The 24009-nt window shown below is 72.7% G+C and carries 26 protein-coding genes, 1 tRNA gene and 1 pseudogene; 12 read left to right on the plus strand and 16 right to left on the minus strand.

The window, feature by feature from the left end; genetic code table 11:
• Nucleotides 1-119 precede the first annotated feature (119 nt).
• Both P0R35_RS04110 and P0R35_RS04115 read left to right on the plus strand, forming a co-directional pair.
• Entirely contained in the window at nucleotides 120-299 is a 180-nt protein-coding gene (locus P0R35_RS04110) for a hypothetical protein (RefSeq protein ID WP_284013951.1), read from the plus strand.
• A 93-nt stretch (nucleotides 300-392) separates the two neighbouring features.
• Nucleotides 393-875: an SRPBCC family protein gene (locus tag P0R35_RS04115; protein WP_284013952.1), complete on the plus strand. Its 483-nt coding sequence runs from the start codon at nucleotides 393-395 to the stop codon at nucleotides 873-875.
• A gap of 10 nt (nucleotides 876-885) precedes the next feature.
• Here the strand turns inward: P0R35_RS04115 and P0R35_RS04120 are convergent, their stop codons facing one another.
• The 4 genes from P0R35_RS04120 to P0R35_RS04135 all read right to left on the minus strand — a co-directional run bounded on the left by P0R35_RS04120 (nucleotide 886) and on the right by P0R35_RS04135 (nucleotide 4086).
• Nucleotides 886-1809 (minus strand): DMT family transporter, encoded by a 924-nt coding sequence (locus tag P0R35_RS04120; protein WP_432765036.1) that lies wholly within the window; start codon nucleotides 1807-1809, stop codon nucleotides 886-888.
• A gap of 202 nt (nucleotides 1810-2011) precedes the next feature.
• The gene (gene queC, locus P0R35_RS04125; RefSeq protein ID WP_284014695.1) at nucleotides 2012-2695 is read right to left on the minus strand and encodes a 7-cyano-7-deazaguanine synthase QueC; all 684 of its coding nucleotides are present in this window, start codon (nucleotides 2693-2695) and stop codon (nucleotides 2012-2014) included.
• A gap of 122 nt (nucleotides 2696-2817) precedes the next feature.
• Nucleotides 2818-3594: a 7-carboxy-7-deazaguanine synthase QueE gene (locus tag P0R35_RS04130; RefSeq protein ID WP_284013953.1), complete on the minus strand. Its 777-nt coding sequence runs from the start codon at nucleotides 3592-3594 to the stop codon at nucleotides 2818-2820.
• A gap of 3 nt (nucleotides 3595-3597) precedes the next feature.
• The gene (locus tag P0R35_RS04135) at nucleotides 3598-4086 is read right to left on the minus strand and encodes a 6-pyruvoyl trahydropterin synthase family protein (protein WP_284013954.1); all 489 of its coding nucleotides are present in this window, start codon (nucleotides 4084-4086) and stop codon (nucleotides 3598-3600) included.
• Between the two features lie 104 nt (nucleotides 4087-4190).
• Between P0R35_RS04135 and P0R35_RS04140 the strand changes: the two genes are divergently transcribed.
• The 3 genes from P0R35_RS04140 (at nucleotide 4191) to P0R35_RS04150 (ending at nucleotide 7056) form a co-directional block, all read left to right on the plus strand.
• A complete protein-coding gene (locus P0R35_RS04140; RefSeq protein ID WP_432765037.1) occupies nucleotides 4191-4556 on the plus strand; it encodes a 2Fe-2S iron-sulfur cluster-binding protein in 366 nt (121 codons plus the stop codon).
• A 68-nt stretch (nucleotides 4557-4624) separates the two neighbouring features.
• The gene (locus P0R35_RS04145) at nucleotides 4625-5419 is read left to right on the plus strand and encodes a response regulator (RefSeq protein WP_284013955.1); all 795 of its coding nucleotides are present in this window, start codon (nucleotides 4625-4627) and stop codon (nucleotides 5417-5419) included.
• A 128-nt stretch (nucleotides 5420-5547) separates the two neighbouring features.
• On the plus strand, nucleotides 5548-7056 hold the full coding sequence (locus P0R35_RS04150; RefSeq protein WP_284013956.1) for an ATP-binding protein: 1509 nt from the start codon (nucleotides 5548-5550) through the stop codon (nucleotides 7054-7056).
• Between the two features lie 84 nt (nucleotides 7057-7140).
• On the opposite strand, the gene P0R35_RS04155 is transcribed toward P0R35_RS04150, so the two are convergent.
• A tRNA-Tyr gene (locus P0R35_RS04155) sits at nucleotides 7141-7214 on the minus strand.
• 120 nt (nucleotides 7215-7334) lie between these two features.
• On the opposite strand from P0R35_RS04155, the gene P0R35_RS04160 reads away from it, so the two are divergent.
• Both P0R35_RS04160 and P0R35_RS04165 read left to right on the plus strand, forming a co-directional pair.
• On the plus strand, nucleotides 7335-8111 hold the full coding sequence (locus tag P0R35_RS04160) for a hypothetical protein (RefSeq protein ID WP_284013957.1): 777 nt from the start codon (nucleotides 7335-7337) through the stop codon (nucleotides 8109-8111).
• A complete protein-coding gene (locus P0R35_RS04165) occupies nucleotides 8108-8659 on the plus strand; it encodes a cupin domain-containing protein (protein ID WP_284013958.1) in 552 nt (183 codons plus the stop codon). The genes P0R35_RS04160 and P0R35_RS04165 overlap by 4 nt, the downstream gene beginning before the upstream one ends.
• Nucleotides 8660-8680: 21 nt before the next feature.
• On the opposite strand, the gene P0R35_RS04170 is transcribed toward P0R35_RS04165, so the two are convergent.
• Entirely contained in the window at nucleotides 8681-10582 is a 1902-nt protein-coding gene (locus P0R35_RS04170; protein WP_284013959.1) for a DEAD/DEAH box helicase, read from the minus strand.
• 114 nt (nucleotides 10583-10696) lie between these two features.
• On the opposite strand from P0R35_RS04170, the gene P0R35_RS16560 reads away from it, so the two are divergent.
• Complete coding sequence (locus P0R35_RS16560) at nucleotides 10697-11923, plus strand: hypothetical protein (protein WP_345782758.1); 1227 nt, start codon at nucleotides 10697-10699, stop codon at nucleotides 11921-11923.
• 340 nt (nucleotides 11924-12263) lie between these two features.
• Here P0R35_RS16560 and P0R35_RS04180 read toward each other — a convergent pair whose 3' ends face one another.
• The gene (locus P0R35_RS04180) at nucleotides 12264-12824 is read right to left on the minus strand and encodes a TATA-box-binding protein (RefSeq protein ID WP_284013960.1); all 561 of its coding nucleotides are present in this window, start codon (nucleotides 12822-12824) and stop codon (nucleotides 12264-12266) included.
• Between the two features lie 624 nt (nucleotides 12825-13448).
• Here P0R35_RS04180 and P0R35_RS04185 point away from each other — a divergent pair.
• On the plus strand, nucleotides 13449-14300 hold the full coding sequence (locus P0R35_RS04185) for a hypothetical protein (protein WP_284013961.1): 852 nt from the start codon (nucleotides 13449-13451) through the stop codon (nucleotides 14298-14300).
• Nucleotides 14301-14381: 81 nt separating this feature from the next.
• On the opposite strand, the gene P0R35_RS04190 is transcribed toward P0R35_RS04185, so the two are convergent.
• Nucleotides 14382-14663 carry a DUF8124 family protein gene (locus tag P0R35_RS04190; RefSeq protein WP_284013962.1) on the minus strand — a complete coding sequence of 94 codons (282 nt, stop codon included), beginning with the start codon at nucleotides 14661-14663 and terminating at the stop codon, nucleotides 14382-14384.
• Between the two features lie 85 nt (nucleotides 14664-14748).
• Here P0R35_RS04190 and P0R35_RS04195 point away from each other — a divergent pair, with 85 nt between their 5' ends.
• Entirely contained in the window at nucleotides 14749-15036 is a 288-nt protein-coding gene (locus P0R35_RS04195; protein WP_284013963.1) for a MoaD family protein, read from the plus strand.
• Between the two features lie 54 nt (nucleotides 15037-15090).
• Here P0R35_RS04195 and P0R35_RS04200 read toward each other — a convergent pair.
• The 5 genes and pseudogenes from P0R35_RS04200 to P0R35_RS04220 form a co-directional block, all read right to left on the minus strand.
• A pseudogene (locus tag P0R35_RS04200) lies at nucleotides 15091-16798 on the minus strand (aldehyde ferredoxin oxidoreductase family protein).
• 58 nt (nucleotides 16799-16856) lie between these two features.
• Complete coding sequence (locus tag P0R35_RS04205) at nucleotides 16857-17156, minus strand: DUF7967 family protein (RefSeq protein WP_284013964.1); 300 nt, start codon at nucleotides 17154-17156, stop codon at nucleotides 16857-16859.
• Between the two features lie 58 nt (nucleotides 17157-17214).
• Nucleotides 17215-17463: a hypothetical protein gene (locus P0R35_RS04210; RefSeq protein WP_284013965.1), complete on the minus strand. Its 249-nt coding sequence runs from the start codon at nucleotides 17461-17463 to the stop codon at nucleotides 17215-17217.
• 215 nt (nucleotides 17464-17678) lie between these two features.
• Nucleotides 17679-19142, minus strand: a complete 1464-nt coding sequence (locus tag P0R35_RS04215; protein ID WP_284013967.1) for an MATE family efflux transporter — start codon at nucleotides 19140-19142, stop codon at nucleotides 17679-17681.
• Nucleotides 19139-19822: a TetR/AcrR family transcriptional regulator gene (locus P0R35_RS04220; protein WP_284013968.1), complete on the minus strand. Its 684-nt coding sequence runs from the start codon at nucleotides 19820-19822 to the stop codon at nucleotides 19139-19141. The genes P0R35_RS04215 and P0R35_RS04220 overlap by 4 nt, the downstream gene beginning before the upstream one ends.
• Before the next feature lie 164 nt (nucleotides 19823-19986).
• On the opposite strand from P0R35_RS04220, the gene P0R35_RS04225 reads away from it, so the two are divergent.
• Nucleotides 19987-21300 (plus strand): phosphoribosylamine--glycine ligase, encoded by a 1314-nt coding sequence (locus tag P0R35_RS04225; protein WP_284013969.1) that lies wholly within the window; start codon nucleotides 19987-19989, stop codon nucleotides 21298-21300.
• Between the two features lie 57 nt (nucleotides 21301-21357).
• Nucleotides 21358-22218, plus strand: coding sequence for an aldo/keto reductase (locus tag P0R35_RS04230; RefSeq protein ID WP_284013970.1), 861 nt, complete (start codon nucleotides 21358-21360; stop codon nucleotides 22216-22218).
• 15 nt (nucleotides 22219-22233) lie between these two features.
• Here P0R35_RS04230 and P0R35_RS04235 read toward each other — a convergent pair whose 3' ends face one another.
• The 3 genes from P0R35_RS04235 to P0R35_RS04245 all read right to left on the minus strand — a co-directional run bounded on the left by P0R35_RS04235 (nucleotide 22234) and on the right by P0R35_RS04245 (nucleotide 24004).
• Nucleotides 22234-22428, minus strand: coding sequence for a hypothetical protein (locus P0R35_RS04235; protein WP_284013971.1), 195 nt, complete (start codon nucleotides 22426-22428; stop codon nucleotides 22234-22236).
• A gap of 107 nt (nucleotides 22429-22535) precedes the next feature.
• A complete protein-coding gene (locus tag P0R35_RS04240) occupies nucleotides 22536-23255 on the minus strand; it encodes an energy-coupling factor transporter transmembrane component T family protein (protein ID WP_284013972.1) in 720 nt (239 codons plus the stop codon).
• A complete protein-coding gene (locus P0R35_RS04245; protein WP_284013973.1) occupies nucleotides 23255-24004 on the minus strand; it encodes an energy-coupling factor ABC transporter ATP-binding protein in 750 nt (249 codons plus the stop codon). The genes P0R35_RS04240 and P0R35_RS04245 overlap by 1 nt, the downstream gene beginning before the upstream one ends.
• Nucleotides 24005-24009 lie beyond the last annotated feature (5 nt).

Below are 24009 nucleotides of genomic sequence, written 5' to 3' on the forward strand. Positions count from 1 at the left end.
GGTACGCGCGGGGGGTGTTCACACGGCTGGCTCACGTTCAAGTGTGACTCGGCTGATGGGAGCACCGAGGGGCGACGTGCCCCGTATCGACCGACGAGAGCCGCCGCACACGATCGACGATGTCTCCCCGAACGCCGGCACACGGCCGGCACGACGACCCGTATCGCCCTCCGACGAACCTCGCGACCGCGTTCGCCGTCGCCGCCGCGGTCCCGCTGGCGCTGTTCGCCCTCCACCGCCCGGCGTTCGTGGCCGGCGCCGTCGTCGGCGCCGTCGCGACCGCCGCGCTCGCGCGGTGACCGCCGCCGCGGTCGTGCCAGCGTCGCCCCGCGACCCCGCGCACGGCCCGCCGCCGCCGATGCCTGTTTCCCCCCGCGGCCCCACGGTCAGGTATGGCGACGTACCGACGCCGCGTGCGAGTCGCGGCGCCGTTCGACGAAGTGTGGGCGTTCCACTCGCGTATCGACGGGCTCGAAGCGCTGACGCCCGACTTCATGAACCTCCGGGTGGACCGCATCGTCGGCCCCGACGGCGAGGACGACCCCGAGGTGCTCGAGGCGGGGAGCCGGATCGAGATGAGCATGCGCCCGTTCGGCGTCGGCCCGCGCCAGCCGTGGACCTCCGTCATCCGGGAGCGCGAGGCGGGCGACGGCGAGGCGCAGTTCGTCGACACCATGGAGGAGGGACCGTTCCCCACGTGGCGCCACACCCACCGGTTCTACGCCGCGGGCGAGGACGCGACCGTCGTCGACGACCGCGTGGAGTACGAACTCCCCGGCGGCTCGCTCGGCAGGGCGGCGTCGCCGCTCGGCTGGGTCGGGTTCGAACCCATGTTCCGCTACCGGCACCGCGAGACGCGCAAGCGGCTGGAGTAGCGGCGGCGCGTCACGACTCGCGGGCGCGCGTCGTCGTCACCACGCCGGCGAGGACCACCGCGCCCCCGACGAGCGTGACCGCCGACGGCACCTCCGCGAGCAGCAGCACCGCGAGGAGGGTGCTCCCGACCGGCTCGCCGAGTAGCGAGACGCTCACGACGCTGGACTCGACGTGGGCGAGCGCCCAGTTGATCACGGTGTGGCCGAACACGCCCGGGCCGGCGGCCATGGCGAGGAACAGCAGCCACTCCTCGAGGGGGTACGCGAACAGGGGGTGCCCCCGGACCAGCGTCGCCGCGAGCAGCGTCACCGCGCACGTCGCGTACACCACGATCACGTACGGCAGCAGCGGGAGCCGCTGGCGGATCGAGCGGCCGAGGAGCACGTACGCCCCGGCCGTCGCGGCGCCGACGACGGCGAGCGCGTTGCCGAGGAGGGGGTCCGGCCCCGCGACGGCGGCGCCGGCGCCCAGCAGGGCGTCGCCGACGCTCATCAGCGCCATCCCGGCGAGCGCGACCCCGATCCCCACGACGGTCCGGCGTCCCACCCGTTCGTCGAGCAGCGCCCACGCGCCGACCACGACGAACAGCGGCTGCGCCTGCACGAGCGTCACGCTGGCGGCGACGCTCGTCCACCGGAGGCTCTCGAACCACGAGGCGAAGTGGACCGCGAGCGCGACGCCGGCGGCGCCCGCGAGGAGCAGGTCCCGGCCGCCGATGTCGCGGAACGCCGCGCGGTCGCTCGGCCGCGCGAGCGCGAGGGGGAGCAACAACGCGATCGTGAACACGACGCGGTACAGCGCCTTCACGAGGCTGGGCGCGCCGCTCCACTCGACGAGGATGGCGCTCGTCGAGACGGCCAACACGGCCACGGCGAGTCCGGCAAGCGGCGGGACGCGCTCCTCGAGCGCGTCGATCGCGTCCAGCGTCGACACGTCTGCGCGTACGCGAGTCCGCGGGAAGGCCTTGCGGTTCCGGCGGTAGCGCGGTGGAATCGGCCGACTGGCGACGCTGGGTGTCCTCCCGAGGGACGACGGCACCGCGGGCGGTACGTCGCGCGACCGCTGGACGCCCGCGGGCGACGGTCAGGTCACGGGGCGTTTGCCCCCCTGATCGGGGATAAGGGTTCGCGGCCGGTCAGGCGTCGGCGGTCGGGTCGTCGTCGCCGGCGTAGTCGGGGCGCTCCTCGTACGCGATGGGGTCCTCGAGGCCGAGGCGCTGGAACGCCTGGAGCCGGAAGGCACACGAGTCGCAGGTGCCGCACGCCGGCGCCTCGTCCCGATAACAGCTCCACGTCAGGTCGTACGGGACGCCCAGTTCCGTCCCGCGCTCGGCGATGTCGGTCTTCGAGTCCTCGACGAACGGGACGACGACGTCGATACTCGTCTCGGGCTTGGTCCCCACGTCGACCATCGCCTCGAACGCCGCGAAGAACTCGGGGCGGCAGTCGGGGTAGCCGGCGTAGTCCTCCGAGTGGGCGCCGACGAACACCGCCTCGCAGCCGTTCGCCTCGGCGTAGGAGACGGCCATCGAGAGCAGGTTCGCGTTCCGGAACGGGACGTACGACGAGGGGATCTCGTCGGCGTCGGCGTCCATGTCGGCGTCCGCGACGGCCATCGAGTCGTCGGTGAGCGAGGAGGCGCCGATGCGCGCGAGGTGGTCCGTCTCGATGTGGAGGAAGTCGGCCACGCCCATCTCGTCGCGCAGCGCCTCCGCGCAGGCGAACTCCTTCGACTCGGTGGTCTGTCCGTAGGAGGTGTGTAGGAAGTGGAGGTCGTACCCGCGCTCGCGGGCCTCGTAGGCGGTCGTGGCGGAGTCCATCCCGCCGGAGACGAGCACGACCGCGCCGGGGCGGTCGCCGCCGTCGGCGCGGGAGTCGGCGGCGCGGTCGGCGGACGGGACGGTCGGGTCGGCGGACTCGGTGGGTGTCGTGTCGGTCATGGTCAGGTCTCGGGGGCGTCGTTCCACAGGTCGACGTGGATGCGCGGCGTGTACCGGAAGCCGTACTCGGCGGCCAACTCCGCGACGGTCGTGCGGGTGCCGGCCAACTGCTCGCGGGTCCGGCCCTCGGGCATGAGGAGGACGTCGGTGTCGGGGACGGGGACGGACGCGGCGGCGCGGACCCGCTCGACGAGGTCGACCACCTCGGCCACGTCGTCGCGGCCGGTGACGACGAACTTCAACTGGCTGTCGTAGCGGTCGACCAGCGTCGCGAGCGCGTCGACGTCGACGCGGGCCGCCTCGTGGCGCTCGGCCCAGTCGCCGGCGTCGGCCCCGTCGGGGGCGCGCTCGGGCGTCGGCGTCGACGAGGCGAGCTTCGGGCTGACGCTGGCGAGGTCGATCGGGACGTCGGCCGGCGGCACGACGGTGCCGTTCGTCTCGACGGTGAGGTGGTACTCGTCGCCGAGGCGGCGGAGCAGCTCGAAGCTCTCGTCGTGGATCGTCGGCTCGCCGCCGGTGAGGACGACGTGGGACGGGTCGCGGGCGTGCACCTCGCTCACGACGTCGGCCACGCTCAGCCACGCGTGGGTCGGCTCCCACGAGGTGTGGTAGGAGTCGCAGAACCAACAGCGGAGGTTACAGCCGCTCGTGCGGACGAACGTGCTGGGGACGCCGGCGAGTTTCCCCTCGCCCTGCAGCGAGGCGAACAGCTCGTTGACCGGCAGCGCCGGCCCGTCGGGGGCGGTCTCCGGGCGGTCGACGTCGCTCGTGACGGGCATCGATCAGACGCCGCCCGCACACAGTTCGCTCGTCTCGGCGACCGTGACCGACACGGCGGAGACGCGGTCTGGGAGGCGCGCCGCGAGCTTCTCCTCCAGCACGACGCTCATCACCTCGGCGGTCGGGGGCGCGTCGAGGACGACCAGCGCGTCCTCGTCGCCCGAGGCGGCGAACCCCTCGACGAGCGGGTCGCCCGCCTCGACGAGGAAGCGGTGGTCCCACTCGTCGATGACGGCGGTCACCGCCCCCTTGTCGACGACCCAGCCCTCGGGGCCGAGTTCGCCGGCGATCCGGACGGTCACCTCGTAGTTGTGGCCGTGCGGCCGACTGCACTTGCCGTCGTGGCGCAGCAGGCGGTGCCCCGCGGAGATCCGGATCGGTCGGTCGCCGCCGACGGTCAGCTCGCGCTCGCCCGCCGCGGCGAGGCGGTCGACCACCGCCGCGTCGTCGCGACCGGCGTCCGAGTGTTCTTCGAGTGCTCCGGAAGTCATACCCGGAGAATACCACGTTCGACATAAGTATCTGTTCACCCGGGACCGCGGGAGGGGACGGACTCGCCGGGACCGCTTTACCCCTGTGTCCCGACACTCCGGCCGTGACGACGGAACGGGACACGGCCGACGCGGTTCCGGTGCGCGTTCGCCACGCCGACGGCGAGGTGCTCCTCCGCGTCGAGCACGGGGCGATGCTGAGGGACGCCCTGCTGGCCGCCGACGAGCGGCGCGACGACGTGGACCTGTCGCCGTACGCGCGGGCGACGGAGCGACTCAACTGCGGCGGGCGCGGGCTGTGTGCCACCTGCGGCGTGCGGGTCGTCGAGGGGCCCGACGCCGACCACTGGCACGACCGCCTCGCCGCCCGGTTCGGCTACCCGCGGCTCTCGTGTCGGATCCGCGTCGTCGCGCCGATGACGGTCGAACTCGTCGCCGACAAGCGGGTGTGGGGCGGCCGTGAGCCGTGACGGTCGGACCCGTCAACCGGCCTGCACGTAGAGGAACTCGTAAGTACACCCGACCGAACACGAACGTCGTGACCACCGGCTACGGCGACAGCGAGCCCCGTCCCCGCGTGCTCCACGTCGACGACGACGAGTCGTTCCTGGACTTGGTGGCCGCGTTCCTCGTCGACCGGCACGGGTTCGAGGTGGTCTCGGTGTCGACCGTCGGCGAGGGGCTCGACGTGCTCGCCGACGCCGACTGTTCGGTCGAGTGTGTCGTGAGCGACTACGAGATGCCGGGCGCGGACGGCCTCGAGTTCCTGCGCCGGGTCCGCGAGGTCGCGCCGGACCTCCCGTTCGTGCTGTACACCGGCCGCGGGAGCGAGTCGGTCGCGGCCGACGCCATCGCCGCCGGCGTGACCGAGTACATCCAGAAGGAGACCGGCACCGCGCAGTACGCCGTCCTCGCCAACCGCATCGAACAGGCGGTCGACCGCTACCGCGCGGACCGGCGCGCGGACCGGCGCGCCGTGGCGTTGGAGTCCGCACGCGAGGGCATCGCCCTGCTCGACGCCGACGGCCGGTTCGAGTACGTGAACCCCGCCTACGCCGCGCTGTACCAGCACGAACCCCAGACGCTCCGTGGGGCCGACTGGCGGACTGTCCACCCCGACTCGGCGGTCGAGCACATCGAGTCGGAGGTGCTGCCCGCAGTCGACGCCGACGGGGGGTGGAGCGGCACCTCGACGGGACTCCGGGCGGACGGGTCGACGTTCCCCGAGGCGAAGTCGATCCGCCCGGTCCCCGGCGGCGGCTACGTGATCGTCGTGTGGGACCGCTCGCGGCGGCACCGACAGTTCTCGACCCGGCGACCCGCGGACGACTGACCGGGGCGGGGGAGCCGAACGGGAGCGCGCCCGGGGCGTGGACGCCGAGTCGCCGTCGGCACGCGATTCCGGCCGTACCGGGCTTCAAAGGCCTTTTTGTCGACCAGGACGTGGCTGAGGTGCTACCGATGCTGGGGGCGATAGACGACCGGACGGTCGGCGCCGGGCTGGTCAGCGGGCTCGGGGGGCTGTTCGTGATCGGCACCACGGTGAGCGTGCTCCAGGACGTGTACGCGGTCGGCGACTCGGCGACCGCGGCCGTCCTCGAGAACGCGCCGTTCGCCGTCGTGGCGGCGGGGTTGATCGTCGCGGGAGTGTGGCTCGACCGATCGGGGCTCGACGACGGGGCCGTCCGCCGCGTCGGCGTGCGGACGGCGCTGGGCGCCGCGGTCGTCGGGATCGCCTTCGGCTGGCTTGTGATCTCACAGCAGTTCGTCCGCGGCCGCGTCCAGCCGGTCGCGTTGGCCTGGCACACCGTCGCGGTCGGCGCCGTGGCCGCCTTCGCCATCGGCGTCTACCGGGCGCGCCTCGCCGACCGTCGGGCGGCGCTGTCGGCCGAGCGGGACCGCTTCGCGGCGCTGTTCGAGAACGTCCCCATCTCCGTCCTCGCGGTCCGCGGGGCCGACGACGGCGCGCGGATCGTCGCCGCCAACCCGGCGTTCGAGTCGGTGTTCGGCTACGGGGAGGGCGCCGTCCGCGACCGCCGCGTCGACGACGTGTTGGTCCCCGCCGGCGACGACCGGTCCGCGGTCGGCCCCGCGTCCCCCGACTCCCTCCGGCACGAACGCGGCGAGTGGACGGGCCGGGAGGTGACGCTGGAGACGGAGACGGGGCTGCGGACGTTCCTGTGTGCGACCGTCCCGGTCGACGCCGGCGACGTGGCCGGCTACCTCCTGTACGTCGACGTGACCGACCGCGAGCAGCGCAAGGAGCGCCTGCGCGTGCTCTCCCGTGTCCTGCGGCACAACATCCGCAACAAACTCACCGTGATCCGGGGCCACGCCGAACGCCTCGCGACCGGGAGCGTCCCGCCCGCCGACCGCGAGGACGTCGCCGGGGCGGTGTTGACCGCCGCGGACGACCTCCACGGGGTCAGCGAGCGCGCCCGCTCCGTCGAGGCGACCATCGCCGAGCACCAGCCGACACGGACGGTCGACCTGGCCGCGGTCGCGCGCGAGGCGGCCGCCGAGGTCCGGGCGGAGTTCCCGTCCGCGACGCTGGAGACGGCGCTCCCCTCGACCGCCCCCGTCGACGCCACCTCGGCGCTGGTGACGGCCGTCGAGGAGTGTCTCCGGAACGCCGTCGCCCACGACGACGACGCCGCGCCCCTCGCTCGGGTCCGTATCGACGAGTCCGACGACGGCTACTACGAACTCCGGGTCGAGGACGACGGCCCCGGGATCCCGGACACGGAGTGGCGCCACATCGTCGCCGGCGCCGACCGGTCGGAGCTGACCCACAGCAGCGGCATCGGCCTGTGGGCGGTGTACTGGATCGTGACCGACGTCGGCGGCGAGTTCTCGGTCGACGTCGGCGACGAGTCCGGGTCGACGGTCACCCTACGACTACCGGCGGCACGACAGCTCGCCGCCACGGGCCCCGAGTCGCCCGACGCGGGTGCGGCCGGCTCGGATTGACGGGGCGGTGCCCCGGGTCGACCGCGTCGACGCCGGTGCCCGACCGACGGCCGCACGGCTCCGGGGTGTGAGTCCGTCGAGGAGTCCGGGTTCCCCGATTTGAACGGGGGGCAAGCCGATCTACAGTCGGCTGCTCTACCAGGCTGAGCTAAACCCGGGTACGATGCTATATTCCCCGCGTTTCGGACTTAAGGGTTCCCATTCGGTGCCCGTTCGGTACGGCGAACCACGGTGCCGTCGCGGGGTTTATCGCGTCCGGAGCGAACACGGCGAACGACATGGGCGACGACGAGAGCCGACAGGCGACGTTCGGTGCCGACGGCGAACTCTCGGAGCGCGACCCCGACGCCGACGGGACGAACGACTTCGGCGAGCCGAAGGGGGCCGACGAGACCGACGGCGGGTTCAACCGCTTCGCGGTGTCGAGCCTGCTCCAGAAGGCCGTCCGCCGCTCCGACGAGGAGGTCGCCGCGTGGGCGGCGTGGGAACTGGCGCGCTCGGGGTTCGCGTGGAACCTCTGGGAGCGCCTCCACCTGTACGTCGTCGAGGACCTCGCGGCGGGACAGGACGTCGCGCTCCTCGTCGACCGCTACGAGACGCTCGCGACCGAGCGGTGGGAGCCCGGCGAGTGGCGCGGCCGGCTGTGTGCGGTCCACGCCGCGCTCGCGTGCGCCCGGGCCCGCTCCTCGCGCGAGGGCCCGAACGCCGACGAGTTCTTCCGCAACGCCGCGGACGCGCGCGTCGAGGCGCGCGAGACCGGATCCGACCCGGCCGCCGACTTCCCGGTCGGCGCGTTCGAGCCGGGCGGCGAGTACGACGTCGCCTTCGACCAACACACCGGCGAGGGGAGCCGCCTCGGCCGCGGCGCCGAGTTCTTCAAGACCCACGGCGCGCGCGTCGGCCCGGAGGGGGAAGGCGACCCGAGCGCGCGCTGGCAGCGGCTCAACATGGCGCTGCACGACGCGGACTTCTCGGGCGCACAGATCGCCCACGCCCTCGACCCGGTCGACGCCGACGAGCGGTGGGCGGAGCCGTCGTTCGACGACGGGGGATGAACGGCGCCGCCTTCGGCGAGGCGGACGAGTCGGTCGTCCGGCTGACGGACCGCCTCGCGACGGAGCACGTCGCGGTCAACTGGTACACCCTCCCCCCGGGGGACGGGTTCCCGGGCGGCCTCCACGCCCACGCCGACCAAGAGGAGGTGTTCGTCGTCGTCGCGGGCGTCGCGCGGTTCGAGACGCTCGACGGCCCCGTGCGCGTCGCGGCGGGCGAGGCCGTCCGGTTCGCGCCCGGGGAGTTCCAGACCGGGGAGAACGCCGGCGACACCCCGCTGGTCGCGCTCGCGCTCGGCGCCCCGCGCGACGGCGACGACGTCCGCGTCCCGGCGACGTGTCTGGACTGCGGGGCGAACGCGCTCCGGCTCGACACCGCCGGCGGGCCGACGTTCGTGTGTCCCGACTGCGGCGCCGAGCACACCCCCGCCCCGTGCCCCGACTGCGCGAGCGACCGCCTCGCGTTCGCGACCGACGCCGCCCACGACCCGATCGTCGAGTGCGACGACTGCGGATCGCGGTTCGCGGACGCGCCGCTGGCGACGGAGTGAGGCGTCGACGCGGGCGGGCGACTACTCCACGGTCCGCTCGTGGACCCGGATCCCCTTCTCCGCGAGGTGGTTCATCTGCCGCTGGGCGAAGTCCTCCTCGCTGGTGCCGCGCGTCGCGAGCACGTACACGAGCGCGGAGCCGGCGGGCCGCATCGTCCGCCCCGCGCGCTGGGCGCCCTGCCGGCGGCTCCCTCCGAGGCCGGAGGCGACGACGGCGAGTTCGGCGTTCGGGAGGTCGATCCCCTCGTCGGCGATGCGCGAGACGACGAGCGTGCGGTGCTGGCCCTGGCGGAACTCCTCGAACAGCCGCTGGCGGACGTGGTGGCGCGTCTCCCCGGAGACGAACGGGACGCCCAACTCGGCGGCGAGCGCCTCGCCCTGGTCGAGGTAGTCGACGAACACAAGCGCCCGCGCGTCGCCGTGTTGTCGGCGGAGGCGGCGCACCTCCTCGGCCTTCGCGGGGTTGCGCGCGGCGGCCATGTGGCGCTCGCGCCCGTCCGCGCTGGCCCACTCGTTGCGCGCGTCGTCGTCGCGCCACGGCACGTACCGGATCTCGACCTCCGGCTCCTGCACGAAGCCGGCGTCGAACAGCGCCCCCCAGTCGGTGCCGATCGGCGGGCCGATCAGCGTGAAGATCTCCTCCTCGTTGTCGTCCTCGCGGACCGGGGTCGCGGACAGGCCGAGTCGGTGTTTGCTCTGGAGGTCCGCCGACCGGCGGTACACGTCGGCCGGGATGTGCTGGCACTCGTCGTACACGATCAGCCCCCACTCCCGGGAGTCGAACAGCGAACGGTGGCGGTCCATCCCGGCGGTCTGGTACGTCGCGATCGTCACCGGGCGGATCGCCTTCTCGCCGCCGTGGTACTCGCCGATCCGGTCCTCGTCGAGGTCGGTGTGCGCGAGGATCTCCGTCTTCCACTGGCCCGCCAACTCGCGGGAGGGGACGAGAATCAGCGTCTCGCCGCCGACCGCCTCCAGCGCGCCCAGCGCCGCGACGGTCTTGCCCGAGCCGGGCGGCGCGACGAACACGCCGGCGCGCTGCTCGGCGAAGCGCTCGACCCAGTCGGCCTGGTACGCGCGCAGGTCCGTCTCGAGGGTCACGTCGAGCGGCTCGCCCGACTCCAGGTCGCGGCGGTCGACGACGGGGTAGCCCGCCTCGTACAGCACCCGCTTCAGGCGGCCGATCGCCTCGTCGTTCACCCACGAGGCGGTGTCGGAGAGATCCGCCTGCAACACCGACGCGTCGAGCTTCTGGCGGGCGACGTTGCCCATCAGCTCCTCGCGGTCGGCCTCCAACACGGTGTAGCCGTCCTCGTGGGTCCGCAGGCGGAACTGGCGCGCCCGTTTCCACTGGTTCTCCACCCACTCCTCGAGGTGGGGCGAGCGCCGCGGCAGCACCGAGCGCATCCGCGCCAACAGCTCGCCGAACTCCTCGAACGGCGCCGCCCAGACGTCCTCCTGCCGGATCTCGTAGAGGTAGCCGCGGGTCCCGGGCTCGGTCCCCGTCGAGTCGACGAGGTGGGCGAAGTCCGCCAGCATCGCCCGGGTGTACTGGGTCGGCTGGTCGACGACGACCTGCCGCCGGGAGGGGAACAGCACGACCCGCTCGCGCTCTGCGAGGTCGCCCCACGAGTTCGGGTAGTAGACGATGGGGTCCGAGGCGACGTCGAGCCGGTCGACCGTCCCCGCGTCGACGAGCGCGTCCAACTGCTCGCGAGCGGCACCCTGCTCGCGCTCCGTCTCGCGGGCCACGTCGCTGGCCGTCACGACCGGCCGCTCGGTCGCCTCGACGGCGTCGTAGAACCGGTCGATCGTCAGGGACGGCGCGTCGTGCGCCGCGTCGTCGCCCGCCGCGCCCGGCGTCGCGTCGGCGGCCTCGTCCGCGTCGTCGGCGTCGGGGGCGGGGGCGTCGTCGTCCGTCATCGACGGGGCGTACGCGGCCGCCGGGTAAATGGCCGCCGTTCGTCCCGGCGCCGCGCCGGCGGCGCCCGGTCACCCCGCGCAAGCGACTTGACCCCACGGCCCCTACGTCGGGCGATGACGACGCGGCTCCTCGACGCCGGCGCCGACGCCATGCGCGAACGCGGGTACGACGTGTCCTACCCCGACAGCGGCGCCGAACCGCCGGCGGTCGCCGTCCCCGGCGACGGCGCGGACGCGCCGTTCGGCGACCCCGTCGAGACCGCGCTCGACCCGCTGGCGGACGCCGACCCGACGACGGTGCTCTCGCGGCTGTGGACGAACCGGAACCACGACCGCGCGACCCTGTTCGTCGTCGACGACCGCGCGACCGCCGACGCCGTCGCGGACCTCCTCGCGCCCCCGCTGGGCGTCGTTTCCGCCGACGAGCAGGGCCGGCGCGTGTTCTTCGACGGGCCGGACCGCGTCCCGCTCGCGGAGGGCGGGTACGCCGCGGTGCCGGCCGGCGACGCCGTCGAGTGGCGCGAGAGCGGCGAGGGGGAGACGTTCCGGCTGGAACTGCGTGCCGACGACGGGACGGTGCTGGGCGCCCTCGACGGCGTCGGCGCGCTCGACTGCCCGCCGCGCGCGACGTTCCCGTACGGGTACGAGCGCGACGCCGACAAGCGGATCCGCGTGTTCGACTTCCGTGGCCGCCCCGTCGAGACGTTCCCGGGCGTCAAGGCGATGCGCGCGGGCGGCTTCGCGCCGGTCGCCGCGCCGCTGGTGCCCGAGCACATGCTCGACGGGGACGTCGACGGCTGGTGGGGGTGCTCGTCGCCGCCGACGGCGCCGTCGTCTCCGCCCCGGCCGACTCCGCCGAGCGGTGAGGGCGGCGGCCGCGGTCGCGGACCGCCGCGAGCGCCGGCGGGCGGTTACCGGTCGTCGCAGGGGAGTTCGCACAGTTCGCGCTTCGAGCGGAAGCGTGCGCCGCAGTCGGCACACTCGACGTGCCCCTCGCCGGCGGCGGTGCGGACGCGGTGGCCGCCGACCGCGAACGGGCGCGCGACGACCCGCGGACGGATCCGGCCCGGGATCTGTCGGTCCTTGTGCTCCGACAGGTCCGCGCGGAGCCGGATCGTGTGGACGTCGTGCTCGCTCCACCGGTCCGACGCCAGCGCCGTCTCCCAGTCGTCGACCTCCGTCCAGCCGGTGACGAGCACCGGCGACGGGGTCTCCGTGTCGCCCACGACGACGACGAACCGGACGCCGTCGCGGACGACCGCGAACCGCCAGCCGTCGGTCGAGTTCCAGCGGAGCTGGCCGTTCCTGATGGCGTCGCCCGCGACGGGGAGGGTGATGTAGCGGCCCTGCTGGCGGAGGCGGTGTCTGAAGTGGTCGGTCTGCGCGTACAGCCCCGGGTCGCGTTCGGGAGGGGTGGAGACGTCTCGTCCCCGTTCGGGGGTGCCGGGCGAGCGGGTCCGAGCCCGGGTGTTCGTGTACGAGCCGCCGCGACCGGTGTGCGCCGACGCCGGGGCGGCGTCGGCGGCGCCCTGTCGGGAAGCCACTATGGTACCGAGTGTGTGTCCGGAGTATATACCTGTTTCCCCGGTAGTGACACCCGTGCCACGCGGAGGCACGGACGGCCGGTCCTACCGGGTCGCCGCGGGCGCTCGATCGGGGAGCCGATCCGGGACCGGCGACCCTACCCGAGCAGGCCGAGCGCCTCGATGCGGTCGACGATCTCCTCGACGGCCTCCTCGGCGTCGTCGGTCCGTTTGCCGCCCGTGATGACGATCTTGCCCGAGCCGAACAGGAGGATCACCACGTCCGGCTCGTCCATGCGGTAGACGAGACCGGGGAACTGCTCCGGTTCGTACTCGACGTCCTCGAGGCCCAGGCCGATGGCGAGGGCGTTGAGGTTGAGCTGGTGGCCCAGGTCCGCCGACGAGACGATGTTCTGGACGGTGATGTCGGGGTCGTCCTCGACGGGGATCTTCAGCCCGCGGAGCTTCTCGAAGATGATCCCGAGCGCGTCGTGGACGTCGTCGATGCTCTTGGCGCCGGTGCAGACGATCTTCCCCGAGCGGAAGATGAGCGCGGCCGCCTTGGGGTTCTGCGTGCGGTACACCAGGCCGGGGAAGTTGTCCGGGTTGAAGTCGGCACCCGGGAGGTCCTCTGCCAGCGCTTCGAGGTCGAGCTCCTGCCCGATCCCCGTCGATGCTACAACGTTCTGAATCTCGATGGATTCTGCCGGGTCCGTCATGCGTCGTCGTTCCTCACTCTCCCTTTATAAACCGACAGGTTATAAAGCCGGGTGTCTCGGTGGTCGCCCGCTCCCGGTCGGATCGGCGCTCGGGGGTCGTTCACCGACGGTCGGCCAGCGCCCGCTCGACCGCGGCCCGCCCACACCCCGCGAGCGAGGCCGCTCGGGCCGGTGACACGTCGAATCGCTCACACGCGACGGCCGCGCCGACCGCCGCCGGCGCGTGTCCCGACCCCCGGACCCGTCGTCCGGCCCGCCCGCGACCGGGGTCGTGCGCGGGGTCGGCGCCGTCGGAGGGGCGGACGGGGACGCGCCGAAGGCCGGGTCGCGCTCGCGGAGGCCGACCCACGAGACGAGCGTCGTGGACAGCGCGGTGAGAGCCGGGTCCTCGCCGGCGGCCGCGCGCAGCGGGTCGAGCGCGCCGACCAGCGCGAGCGCGCGACGCGACTCGCCGGCGGTCAGCGCGTGTTCGATCGCGGCGTCCTGCACCGCCTCCACGGGCCGGTCCGGGTCCCTCTGCCCTGCCATCGACCCCGCTACGGGGCCCAGCCTCAAAACTCCGCCATCACTTGCGATACTTCCCCCAGTAAATTTATGTCGGATCCGGCGTCACGTCTGTTCGATATGGCTGCAGAGGGGATCGAGCGACCGGTCGGGGCCCTACACGCCGACACGACCTCGCTCGCGGACGCGGCGTCCGTCGCCGGCGGCGATCACGTCGCGTTGATCGCGGACGGGTCGGTCGACGAGTGGCACGGGGCGGTGACCGGGTCGAACGGCGACGGGCCGCGGCGGTCCTACCTCGTCAGCGTCGACGACACCGTGCGCGGGGCGGCCGCGGCGGCCCCCGGAGCGGACGGGCGCGCCGTCGGCGGCGGCGTCGTGCTGGCGACCGCCGAGGGACCGATGCCCGACCTCGTCGGCTACCTCCGCGAGGTGCTCGAGGAGACGGTCACGGGGGACGCCGGCTCCGTGGTCGTCGACGACCTCGGGGCGGTGCTGCCTGCGGACGCGGACCCGGTCGCCGCGGTCGACGACCTGCTCGCCCTCGCGGCGGAGTTCGGCGTCGAGTTCCACGCGCGCGTCGGCGGCGACGGCGAGGCGGTGTCGGCGCTGGCGCGCCGCCTCCCCGGCGCGGACGCCGCCGCGGACCGCGCCCTCGCCGAGCGGCTCGTGGCGCACCTGCGCGAGACCGACCCGACGAACTTCGGCTACCTCCGGCGCCACTGGACGGAGGCGCGCCGCGGACTCACCGCCGTCGGGATGACGTACCCGCAGTCGAAGCAGGTCCACGCCGCCATCCCCGACCCCGAGACGACGCCGCGGACGCTCGGGGCGGCGCTGCAGGCGCTGGTGAAGCTCGGCGCGCTCGGCGTCTGGGGCGACACCGTCGCCGCGAACCGCTACGACCTCACCGGTCACGACCCGGCCCGCGTCGACGCCGTCGGCGCGGTGCTCGACGACGCCGACGACTGACGCGCCCGCGGCGCACCACCGGTCGTCCCCTCGCTTCTCGCGCCCGTTCCCCGTCGCCGGAGGGCCGCCCTCGCCCGTCGGTCACTCCTCGGGCGGCGCCAACGTGTGCGCGACCACCTCGCCGTCGGGTCGCATCGTGACCGTGCCGAGCGTGACCGTCTCGTCGACGGCGGCGGTCCGGGCGACCGCGCGGAGCGTCTCGCGCTGGTCGAGCGTCTCCCACGTCACCCGCTCGATGCGCCGCTGGAACTCGTCGGGGTCGTCCCACCCCGAGTCGATGTCCGAGGGGACGTGGACGACGAACCGGAACTCGTCGTCGGCGACGTGGATCCCGACCCCGAACGTGTCGCCGTCGTCGCTCATGGTCGCGCTACTGGACGGGCGCGCAAGAGTCCGTCGGGCCGGCCGCGGTGGGAAATTACAAGCCGCCGAGGACGAACCCCCCGACGTGACGATCGAAGTCGAGTGTCGGCTGTTCGGCCCCTTCCGCGAGGACGCCGGGGTCGACGCGGTGGTCCGCGAGACGACCGCGACCACGGTCGGCGGCCTGCTCCGCGAACTCGAGCGCGACTACCCCGCGCTCGCCGGGCGGCTCGTCGACGAGGCCGCCGGCACCACCGCCGGCTCGACGGTGGTGACGAAGGCGAAGAAGAACGTCCGCCACCTCGACGGCCTCGACACGCCGCTCACGGACGGCGACGTGATCCGGCTCGTCCCGTCGGTGTACGGCGGGTGAGGCGCGGGCCCGCGGACGGTCGGCGGGGCGTCGCTCCCCGCCCCCGTCTCGGTCTCAGTCGTCGGCGACGGCCCCGTACCCCACCGCCGTCTCGGTCGGCGAGTCGAGGGCGTCGTCGGGGACGGTACCGTCGGCGTTCCACCCGCGCGCCGCGTAGTACTCCTGGAGGGCCGCCTCCAGGTCCGGCACCTCGTCGTCGTAGGGGAGGCGGTCGTCCGCGACGTCTTTCCCGCGACGGTTGTTGAAGTGGCGCTCGCGCGCGACGACGCGGGCACCGATCTCCAGCAGGTGTTCGTAGTCGGTCTCCAGCAGCGCGGCGAGGCGGTCGTCGGTGACGTAGTCCCCCGCGAACGCGCAGACGACGCCCGAGTCGCGGATCACGTTGCGGTTCTCCTCGTGGACCAGCCGCTCCGCCTTCCCGAGGGTGCCCTCCGGGTCCAACTCGCCCGAGTACTCCAAACCGAGCATCCCGGCGTACATGTGGTCGGCGCCGCGGTTCGCGACCGCGTAGCTGAGCCCTTGGCCGTGGAGGACGCGCCCGTCGTGGGCGGCGAACTCCATCCCCTTCACCGTGTAGTCGGTCACGCCGAGTTCCTCGTGGGCGCGGTGAACGCCCTCCGCGAGCAGGTCGCCGCGGTCGGTCTCCCGCGTCGCGATCTCGCGGAGCACCTCGCGGGCCAACGCGGCGTTGCCGAACTCGTCTTCGGCCTTGAGGTAGGCGGCGACGGTGACGCCCGCGGAGATGGTGTCCATCCCGAGTTCGTCGCACAGCTCGTTGGCCTCCATCACGTCGACGATGTCGCCCACGCCCTGACACGAGCCGAACGAGTAGACGGTCTCGAACTCCGGCCCCTCCGTCTCGACGCCGCGCTCCTCGTCGCGCGTGGGGAGCTTGCAGGCGTAGGCGCACTGCGAGCAGGCGCCCCGCTTGTACTTCTTCTCCTCGACGGCGTTGCCGCCGATGGCGGCCGCCGACTCGAACTCGTACTCGTCGAAGTAGCGGGTCGGCAGCGCGAAGTTGTCGTTGATGAACTCCGTGCCGCCGGTGGTCCCCTGTCGCTTCATGCGGTCGTCGGAGGTGGCCGCCTCCCGGTGGACGTCCGCTGCCGGGGGGGTTCGCCACCTCGACGTCCGGCCGGGCGCTCCCGTCGCCCGCGAAGGTGACGCACTTGACGTTCTTGCTCCCGAGCACCGCGCCGAGGCCGCCGCGGCCGAACGCCCGCGAGTCGAACGTCATCACCGAGGCGAAGCGCACGAGGTTCTCGCCGGCCGGGCCGACCGCGATGCAGTCTTCGGGGCCGAGGTCGTGTTCGTCGGCCACGTACTCCGACACCGCGGACACCTCCGCGCCCGCGAGGTCGGGGACGGCTTCGAACTCAACGCCGTCGTCGCGGACGTGGACCGCGAGCGGCTCGTCGCTCGCGCCGACGAACTCGACGACCGAGTAGCCCGTGTCGGCGAAGTTGCGCGAGAGGTAGCCGCCGGCGTTCGTGGAGGCGAGCCCGTCGGTCAGCGGCGACAGCGCGGTCATGTTCATCCGCCCCGTGAAGCTCATCCGGCTCAGCTGGAGCGGTCCCGTCGAGAGGTACGCGCGGTTCTCCGGGCCGAACGGGTCGGCGTCGGTCGGGATGCGCTCGTGTGCCAGCGCCGTCGCGGCCGCCCGGCCGCCGATGAACTCCGCGAGCGTCTCCGAGATGTCCGTCTCCTCGACGGTTCGGTCGGTCACGTCGACCGTCAGGAGCGGTCCCTTCGCGGTGAGCATACCGACTCCTTCGAGTCGCCCGTGAAAACCGTGTCCACTACCGACCGCCCCGCCCGCCTCAGATCGTGTCGGTCGGGCCGTGTTCGGCCGCCATCCGGGTCGCCTCCGTCGCGTACCGCTCGCGGTCCTCGTCGTCGACGGCGCCCAACTGGTCGCGCGCGACCACCATCGACACGGGCGTCTCGCGCTGGTCGGCGAAACTCGTCAGCGCGCGCTCCTTGCGGACGTACCGCTCGCCGTCCGTCGTGGCGTACACGAGGATGATCAGGTTCAGCTCGTCGTCGCCGTAGGTGCGCTCCGCGAGCCACACCCGCTCCTCGTCCGCCGCGACCCTCGCGGCGTCGCGTTCGGTGCTCATGGTCGGATCTACCCGGCGGTCGGGCAAAAGGACACGGCCGGGTCCCGGCTCCCGGGAGTCAGCGACGCTTCGGGACGGCGACCACGCGGGCGTCCGTCCCGTTCGAGCGCGGCGGCGTCACCCACAGCCACGCGGCGTCCGCGCGACGCTGCAGGTCGTCGAGGTCGTCGACGCTCACCTGCCAGATGTTCCGGTACGCCGTCGTCGCGAGGTCGCTCGCGACGCGGATCCGCGCCCCCTCGACGACGGGGTCGTCGCCGGCGTTCGGTCCGCGTCGCTGCCCGTCGATCTCGAACTCGATCTCCATCCCACATCTACGCCGGCGAACGACATCTCCGTATCGGCGCGTCGTCCGCGAGCGTTTATCACCAAGAGGGAGACCACGCCCCGGGTGGCCTGACGGTCGACGCGGACCGAACGCGGGTGTGCGACGCCGCGGTCCGCGACCCTCCCCACCTGCCGTCGACGGAACGCAGGAGACGGCGTCGCCTGTCAGCCAGTCGGTGACGGTGAGCCGCGCCGTCAGTCGTCGGTCGGTGCGGGGGCGGCGTCGCGCTCGTCGTCGTCGGCGGGGGTTCCGCGCGGGTCCGCGTCGCGCCACGTCCCGCGGCGGTACCAGAGGTAGGCGATGACGGCGCCGGCCGTGTTCGAGACGGCGAACGCGATCCAGATCCCCGTCGAGTCGAACGCGGGGATCGGGATCCCGGCGATGTCGGGGCGCGCGAGGCCGAGCGCGGTCGGGATCCGGATGACGCCGAGCATCAGGATCGAGATGGCGGCGGCGGTCATGGTCTTCCCTGCGCCCCGGAAGCTCCCGGTGTACGCGCGCATCACGCCGATGAACCCGAAGGTGGGCGCGACCCACCGGAGGAAGTCCGCGGTCACCGTGACCACCTCGGGATCCGGGGTGAACAGCGCCGCGATCGGCCGCGCCGCGAAGATGGTGAGGACGCCGACCGCCGCGAGGATGACGAACATGTACTTCGCCGCGAGGCCGGCGGCCGTCGCCGCGCGGTCGGGCTTGCCCGCGCCGATGTTCTGCCCGGTCATCGTCTCGACGCCGCGGGCGACGGCGATGGCCGGGAGGAAGATGACCGAGAACACCCGGACGCCGATCCCGTAGCCGGCGACGACGGTCGTCGGGAACAGCCCGACGATGACGAGCATCAGGTTCACCGACAGCGAGCGCCCCGTCATCTCGACGGAGGCGGGAACCCCGATGCGGACGATCTGCCGGGCGTACGTGAGGTTCGGCACCATGTCCACGGGCACGATCTGGACGCCGCGGTTCCCCCGGAGCATGACCGCCATCCCGACGACGAACGCCAGCGCCCGCGAGAAGATCGTCGCGTAGGCGGCGCCGGCGACCCCGAGCTCCGGGAAGACCCACCACCCGAAGATGAGGAACGGGTCGATGACGATGTTGACGACGACCGTGAGCAGCATCACCAGCATCGGCGTGATCGTGTCGCCGTAGCCGCGCATCAGCGCGGTGAACACGAAGAAGCCGAACATGAACGGGAGCCCGGCCGAGATGATGCGCATGTACGCCGTGGCGCCGGGCAGGACCTCCGGCGACGCCCCCAGCAGGGCGAGGAAGTCGCCGACGACGACGTAGCCGGCCGCGCCGAGCACCATCGACGCGAGGACGGCGAACGACACCGTCTGGGAGGCGGCGTACTTCGCTTCGTCCTCCTCCTCGGCGCCCACGTGCTGGGCGACCAGCACCGACCCCGCGACGGTGATCCCCATCCCGAGCGAGAACAGCAGGAACACCATCGGGAACGCGAACGAGATCGCCGCCAGCGCCTCCGTGCTGTAGCGCCCGAGCCACAGGGTGTCCGCGAGGTTGTACGCCGTCTGGAGCAGGTTCGTGACGACGATCGGCAACGAGAGGTAGAACAACGGCTTCCCGATGCTCCCGTCCGTGAGGTCGAACTCCTCGCGACCCTTGAACACCGAGGAGAGCCGTTCGCGGACGCTCATCGCGACGTGACCTCCTCGGTCCCGTCGTCGGCGGCCGCGTCCGTTGGCTCCTCGACGGTCGTCGCGTCGGTGTGAGCGGGGCTCACCGGCACCTCGGCGCCGTCGACGAGCAGGTCGAGGAGGTCCTCGACGAGGTGCTCGCGCATGCTCACCACGTCCGCGCCGATGGCGGCCGCGCGCGTCCACGTGCCGTGGATGTACGTGAGGACGTGGTCGGCGATCTCGTCGGGCTCGGTGTCGGGGCCGTACTGGCCGGCCTCGACCGCCGCCGCGACGAGCGCGGCCACCTCGCCGTGGAGGTCGGCGTCGAACCGGCGCAACACTTGCCGGTAGCCGTCGCGGTACGGCGCCTGCGCTTTGATCTCCATGAACGCCGTGTTGAACTGGCGGTCGCCCTCGTCGTCGACGGGGTCGAGCACCCGACGGACGAGCGCGACCAGTCGCTCGACGGGCGTGCCGTCCGGGTGGTCGGCGATCTCCTCGAGGAACCCCTCGTGGAGGTACGCGAGGAACGACCGGAAGAGGTCGTCCTTCCCGTCGAAGTGGTAGTGGAGGGCGGCTTTGCTCTTGTCCGTCTCGTCGGCGATGTCCTGCATGGTGAGGTCGGCGTACCCGTGCTTGCACAGCGCGCGGTACGTCGCCTCCATGAACGCCGTCCGTGTGTCCTGCTCGTTGCTCATCGTGTCGGGGGTGAGGGGTGCGGCGCAGCGGCCGCGTTCGAACTAACTAACTGGCCAGTCAGTCAAAAACGGATCGGCTCCGGACGACCGTGTGTCGTTCTCTCGTGTCACGGTTTCGCGGTCCGCGTCGGTGGCTATTTCAGGCCCCGTGGCGGCGTGCGGGTATGGATGCCGAGAACTTCTTGTTCGTCTCAGCCGACGCCGCGCTGATCACCGACCTGGCCTGGCAAGTCCATCGGGAGGGCCACGACGTGAAGTACTACATCGAAGCCGACTCGGACGACGAAATCGGCGACGGGTTCGTCCCCAAGACGGACGACTGGCGTGGTGAGGTGGAGTGGGCCGACGTGATCATCTTCGACGACATCTGGGTCGGCTCGGACGTCGGTACAGGTGCGCTCGCTGAGGAACTCCGGGAGCAAGGGAAAGCAGTCGTCGGTGGCACCCCGAACACCGATCAGCTCGAAGAGGATCGCGGCTACGCAATGGACGTCCTCGAATCGCACGGAGTCAACACGATCGAGCACCACGTCTTTGAGGACTTCGACGCCGGCATCCAGCACGTCAGAGAGCATCCCGCCCCGTACGTGATCAAGCCGCTCGGGGAGGTACAGAACGTCAAGCGACTCCTCTACGTCGGCAACGAGGACGACGGCAGCGACGTGGTGGACGTCCTGCGTGCCTACAAGAAGGCGTGGGGACACCGGATGAAGGGGTTCCAGCTCCAGCGGAAGGTCGAGGGTGTGGAGATCGCCATCTGTGGGTTCTTCAACGGCGAGCGGTTCATCGACCAGGTCAACTTCAATTTCGAGCACAAGAAGCTGTTCCCTGGAAACATCGGCCCGTCGACGGGCGAGATGGGGACGTCGATGTTCTGGGGCGGGCGGAACAAACTGTTCGAGGAGACGTTCGGCAAGCTCGAAGGCTGGCTCGCGGAGGAGGGGTACGTCGGGAGTATCGACATCAACTGCATCGTCAACGAGACCGGCATCTACCCGTTGGAGTTCACTCCACGGTTCGGCTATCCGACGATCGCGCTCCAAGAGGAGTCGTTCGAGTCCTCGACCGGGCAGTTCTTCTCCGACCTGGCCCACGGGAACGACCCCGAGTTGGAGGTTCACAACGGCTACCAGATCGGTGTCCGTGTCGTCTTGCCGCCGTTCCCCTTCGACGACGGAAAGACGTACGACGAGAACTCGCGCAACGCCGCGGTCGTCTTCCGGACCGAGAGCCGTGAGGGGATCCACCTGGAGGACACCAAGCGGGTCGACGGGCAGTGGCGCGTCGCCGGCGAGAGCGGCATGCCGCTCGTCGTCACCGGGAAAGGGGACACGATGCAGAACGCCCGCCGACGGGCCTACGAGCGCGTGGACGACATCGTCATTCCGAACCTCTACTACCGCGACGACATCGGTGAGCGGTGGGTCGACGGCGATGGCGACCGCCTCCAGACGTGGGGCTACCTCGGCCCGGCGTAGGGCGCCGGCTTCCGTCGCCGTGGCGACTATCCCCCCGGCGACCGACGGCACGGTCGCATGAGCGACACACCCGACGCGGCGGCGGCAGGCACGTTCGATCTCGACGGGGAGACGACGGTCAACAGGCTGGGCTTCGGCGCGATGCGGCTCTGTGGCCAGGGGATCGTCGGCGCGCCCGACGACGAGGGGAACGCACGCGCCGTGGCCCGCGCCGCCGTCGACCACGGCGTCGACTTCGTCGACACCGCGGACTCCTACGGCCCCGGCACCTCCGAGCGTCTCCTCCGCGAAGCGGGCGTCGTCGACGACGCGGTGGTCGCGACGAAGGCGGGCCTGCTCCGCGAGGCGGGCGGCGACTGGCTCCCCCACGGCGACCCGGACTACATCCGCAACCAAGTGCTGGTGAGCAAGGACCGCCTCGGGGTCGACACCATCGACCTGTACCAGTTCCACCGGCCGGACCCCGACACCCCGTTCGCGGACAGCGTGGCGGCGTTCGCCGAACTGAAAGACGAGGGTCACGTCGACCACGTCGGCCTGTCGAACGTCACGGTCGAGCAGTTGGACGAGGCGCGCGAGCACGTCGAGGTGGCGACCGTCCAGAACCAGTACAACGTCGCGAACCGCGAGGACGAGGCCGTCCTCCGGGCCTGCGAGGACGCCGACGTCGGCTTCGTTCCGTGGTTCCCGCTCGCGGCGGGCGATCTGGGCGCGGTCGGCGACGCGCTCGACGACGTCGCGGCGGGCCACGACGCGACCCGGCGGCAGGTGGCGCTCGCGTGGCTGCTCGGCCACTCGGACGTGACGCTCCCCATCCCGGGCACCTCCAGCGTCGAGCACCTCCGGGAGAACGTCGCCGCGGCGGAGCTGTCGCTGTCGGACGAGGAGCTCCGCCGGCTCGCGGACGCCGGCGAGTAGAACCGCGACGGCGTCTCAGGCGGCGCGCCAGGAGCGCAGGTCGATCCCGACGACCGCGAACACCGCGAGCAGGGCGACCAGCGAACCCACCACGAGCGCCGCGCTCGGAGCGAACACGAGCCCGTAGATGAGCGCCAGGAGGGCGGTCGCGCCGACAACCATGACCACCAGATACCGGATCAGCCAGTCCTCCGCCTCGCGCTCGCTCATTTCGTCCCGACCTTCTACCGCGGTCCGATAAAAGCGCGTCGGGATTCGTCCGCGACCCGCCGCGGGCGCGAGGACGCCGCGCCGGCCGGCCTCTCGGGCGGCGTCGCTCAGACGGCGCCGGCGGGCCAGACCGCCCACGCGAGCAGCCCGGCGGCGAGCGCGGCAGCGACGGCGTCGCCCCGGTCGAGCGACGACGGCGGCGGGGTGGGGTTCCACGACAGACAGCGCGCCCGCAGCGCGACCGCCAGCCGGTCGGTCCGGCCCAGCACCCGGTTCAGCCCCGCGGTCGTGACGATGCGGACGCGGTCGCGCAGCGGCCGCTCGTCGCCGAGGCGGGCGCGCATCGCCTCGCGGGTGCGCGCGAGGTCCGCCTGCAACACGGGGAGCAGCCGGAAGACGAGGCCCACCCCGACGCCGAGCAGTCGGCCCGGCCGTCCGGGGACGAGCCACGAGACGGCGGCCTCCGACTCCCGCACCGGGGTGGTGCGGACGTACGCGGCCGCGAGGCCGAGCAACAGCAGGCTGCGGTAGGAGGCCAGCGCGGGGGCGACAGCCGCCGTCGGCTCGACCCACGGCGCGCCGAGCCGCAGCGCCTCGACGATCGGGCCCGCCGCCAGCAGCGGGAGGACGACGCGGAACTCCGCGAGCGCGGTTCGCACCGGCGTCGCCGACCCGGCGAGCAGGACGACGGCCAGCGCGGTGAGCGCGGCGAGGCCCGACGGGGTGGTGTGTGCGAACGCGGCCGCCGCGAACGCGGTCTGGACGAGCAGTTTCGTCCGGGCGTCGAGGCGATGGGCGGCCGACTCGCCCGGGTCGTACGCGAGCATCAGTCGGGCCGCCGGACGCCGACCTCCCCGAGCGCCTCGACCGCTTCGGCGGGCGGCCCGTCGACCGCCACCTCGCCGTCGGCGAGCACGACGAGCCGGTCGGCCGGCGCGAGGACGTCGCGGAGGTCGTGTGTCACGAGGACGACACTGGTGCCGTTCCGGTGGAGGCCGCGCAGGTGCGCGAGGACGGACGCCCGGGCCGGCTCGTCGAGCCCGGCGAACGGCTCGTCGAGGACGAGGTGCGCGGGCTCCATCGCGAGCGCGCCGGCGATGGCGACGCGCTCCTGCTCGCCGCCCGAGAGGCGGTCGATCCGCTCGCCGCCCCGGCCGGCCATCTCGACGGCCGCCAGCGCCGCCTCGACCCGGGCGTCGACCGCCGCGCGGTCGAGGCCGAGGTTCTCGGGGCCGAACGCCACGTCGGCGGCGACGGTGGCGGCGACGAAGCAGTCGCGGGGCTCCTGGAACACCATCCCCACGCGGGTGCGCGCGGCGACGAGGTCGTCGCCGACGGGCGTACCGTCGACGGTCACCGTCCCCTCGTCGGGGGTCAACAGGCCGTTGAAGTGGCGCACCAGCGTCGACTTGCCGGAGCCGTTCGCGCCCGCGAGCACGAGGAACTCGCCGTCGGGGATCCGCAGCGACACGTCCGCGAGTGCGGCGACACGGCCCCCGCCGTCGCCGTCGTCGTTGTCGCCGTCGGAGTCGGGGCCGGCGTCGTACCGATGGGTCAAGCCGCGCGTCTCGATCACGGCCG

This window comes from Halobaculum litoreum, from assembly GCF_030127125.1.
Taxonomy (GTDB): domain Archaea; phylum Halobacteriota; class Halobacteria; order Halobacteriales; family Haloferacaceae; genus Halobaculum; species Halobaculum litoreum.

Bases quoted from the DNA above. Each gene is read 5' to 3' on its own strand.
- P0R35_RS04110 (WP_284013951.1), top strand. From the start codon at position 120: ATGTCTCCCCGAACGCCGGCACACGGCCGGCACGACGACCCGTATCGC.
- P0R35_RS04115 (WP_284013952.1), top strand. From the start codon at position 393: ATGGCGACGTACCGACGCCGCGTGCGAGTCGCGGCGCCGTTCGACGAA.
- queC (WP_284014695.1), bottom strand. From the start codon at position 2,695: ATGGACTCCGCCACGACCGCCTACGAGGCCCGCGAGCGCGGGTACGAC.
- P0R35_RS04130 (WP_284013953.1), bottom strand. From the start codon at position 3,594: ATGCCCGTCACGAGCGACGTCGACCGCCCGGAGACCGCCCCCGACGGG.
- P0R35_RS04135 (WP_284013954.1), bottom strand. From the start codon at position 4,086: ATGACTTCCGGAGCACTCGAAGAACACTCGGACGCCGGTCGCGACGAC.
- P0R35_RS04150 (WP_284013956.1), top strand. From the start codon at position 5,548: ATGCTGGGGGCGATAGACGACCGGACGGTCGGCGCCGGGCTGGTCAGC.
- P0R35_RS04160 (WP_284013957.1), top strand. From the start codon at position 7,335: ATGGGCGACGACGAGAGCCGACAGGCGACGTTCGGTGCCGACGGCGAA.
- P0R35_RS04165 (WP_284013958.1), top strand. From the start codon at position 8,108: ATGAACGGCGCCGCCTTCGGCGAGGCGGACGAGTCGGTCGTCCGGCTG.
- P0R35_RS04170 (WP_284013959.1), bottom strand. From the start codon at position 10,582: ATGACGGACGACGACGCCCCCGCCCCCGACGCCGACGACGCGGACGAG.
- P0R35_RS16560 (WP_345782758.1), top strand. From the start codon at position 10,697: ATGACGACGCGGCTCCTCGACGCCGGCGCCGACGCCATGCGCGAACGC.
- P0R35_RS04180 (WP_284013960.1), bottom strand. From the start codon at position 12,824: ATGACGGACCCGGCAGAATCCATCGAGATTCAGAACGTTGTAGCATCG.
- P0R35_RS04185 (WP_284013961.1), top strand. From the start codon at position 13,449: ATGGCTGCAGAGGGGATCGAGCGACCGGTCGGGGCCCTACACGCCGAC.
- P0R35_RS04190 (WP_284013962.1), bottom strand. From the start codon at position 14,663: ATGAGCGACGACGGCGACACGTTCGGGGTCGGGATCCACGTCGCCGAC.
- P0R35_RS04205 (WP_284013964.1), bottom strand. From the start codon at position 17,156: ATGAGCACCGAACGCGACGCCGCGAGGGTCGCGGCGGACGAGGAGCGG.
- P0R35_RS04210 (WP_284013965.1), bottom strand. From the start codon at position 17,463: ATGGAGATCGAGTTCGAGATCGACGGGCAGCGACGCGGACCGAACGCC.
- P0R35_RS04215 (WP_284013967.1), bottom strand. From the start codon at position 19,142: ATGAGCGTCCGCGAACGGCTCTCCTCGGTGTTCAAGGGTCGCGAGGAG.
- P0R35_RS04220 (WP_284013968.1), bottom strand. From the start codon at position 19,822: ATGAGCAACGAGCAGGACACACGGACGGCGTTCATGGAGGCGACGTAC.
- P0R35_RS04225 (WP_284013969.1), top strand. From the start codon at position 19,987: ATGGATGCCGAGAACTTCTTGTTCGTCTCAGCCGACGCCGCGCTGATC.
- P0R35_RS04230 (WP_284013970.1), top strand. From the start codon at position 21,358: ATGAGCGACACACCCGACGCGGCGGCGGCAGGCACGTTCGATCTCGAC.
- P0R35_RS04235 (WP_284013971.1), bottom strand. From the start codon at position 22,428: ATGAGCGAGCGCGAGGCGGAGGACTGGCTGATCCGGTATCTGGTGGTC.
- P0R35_RS04240 (WP_284013972.1), bottom strand. From the start codon at position 23,255: ATGCTCGCGTACGACCCGGGCGAGTCGGCCGCCCATCGCCTCGACGCC.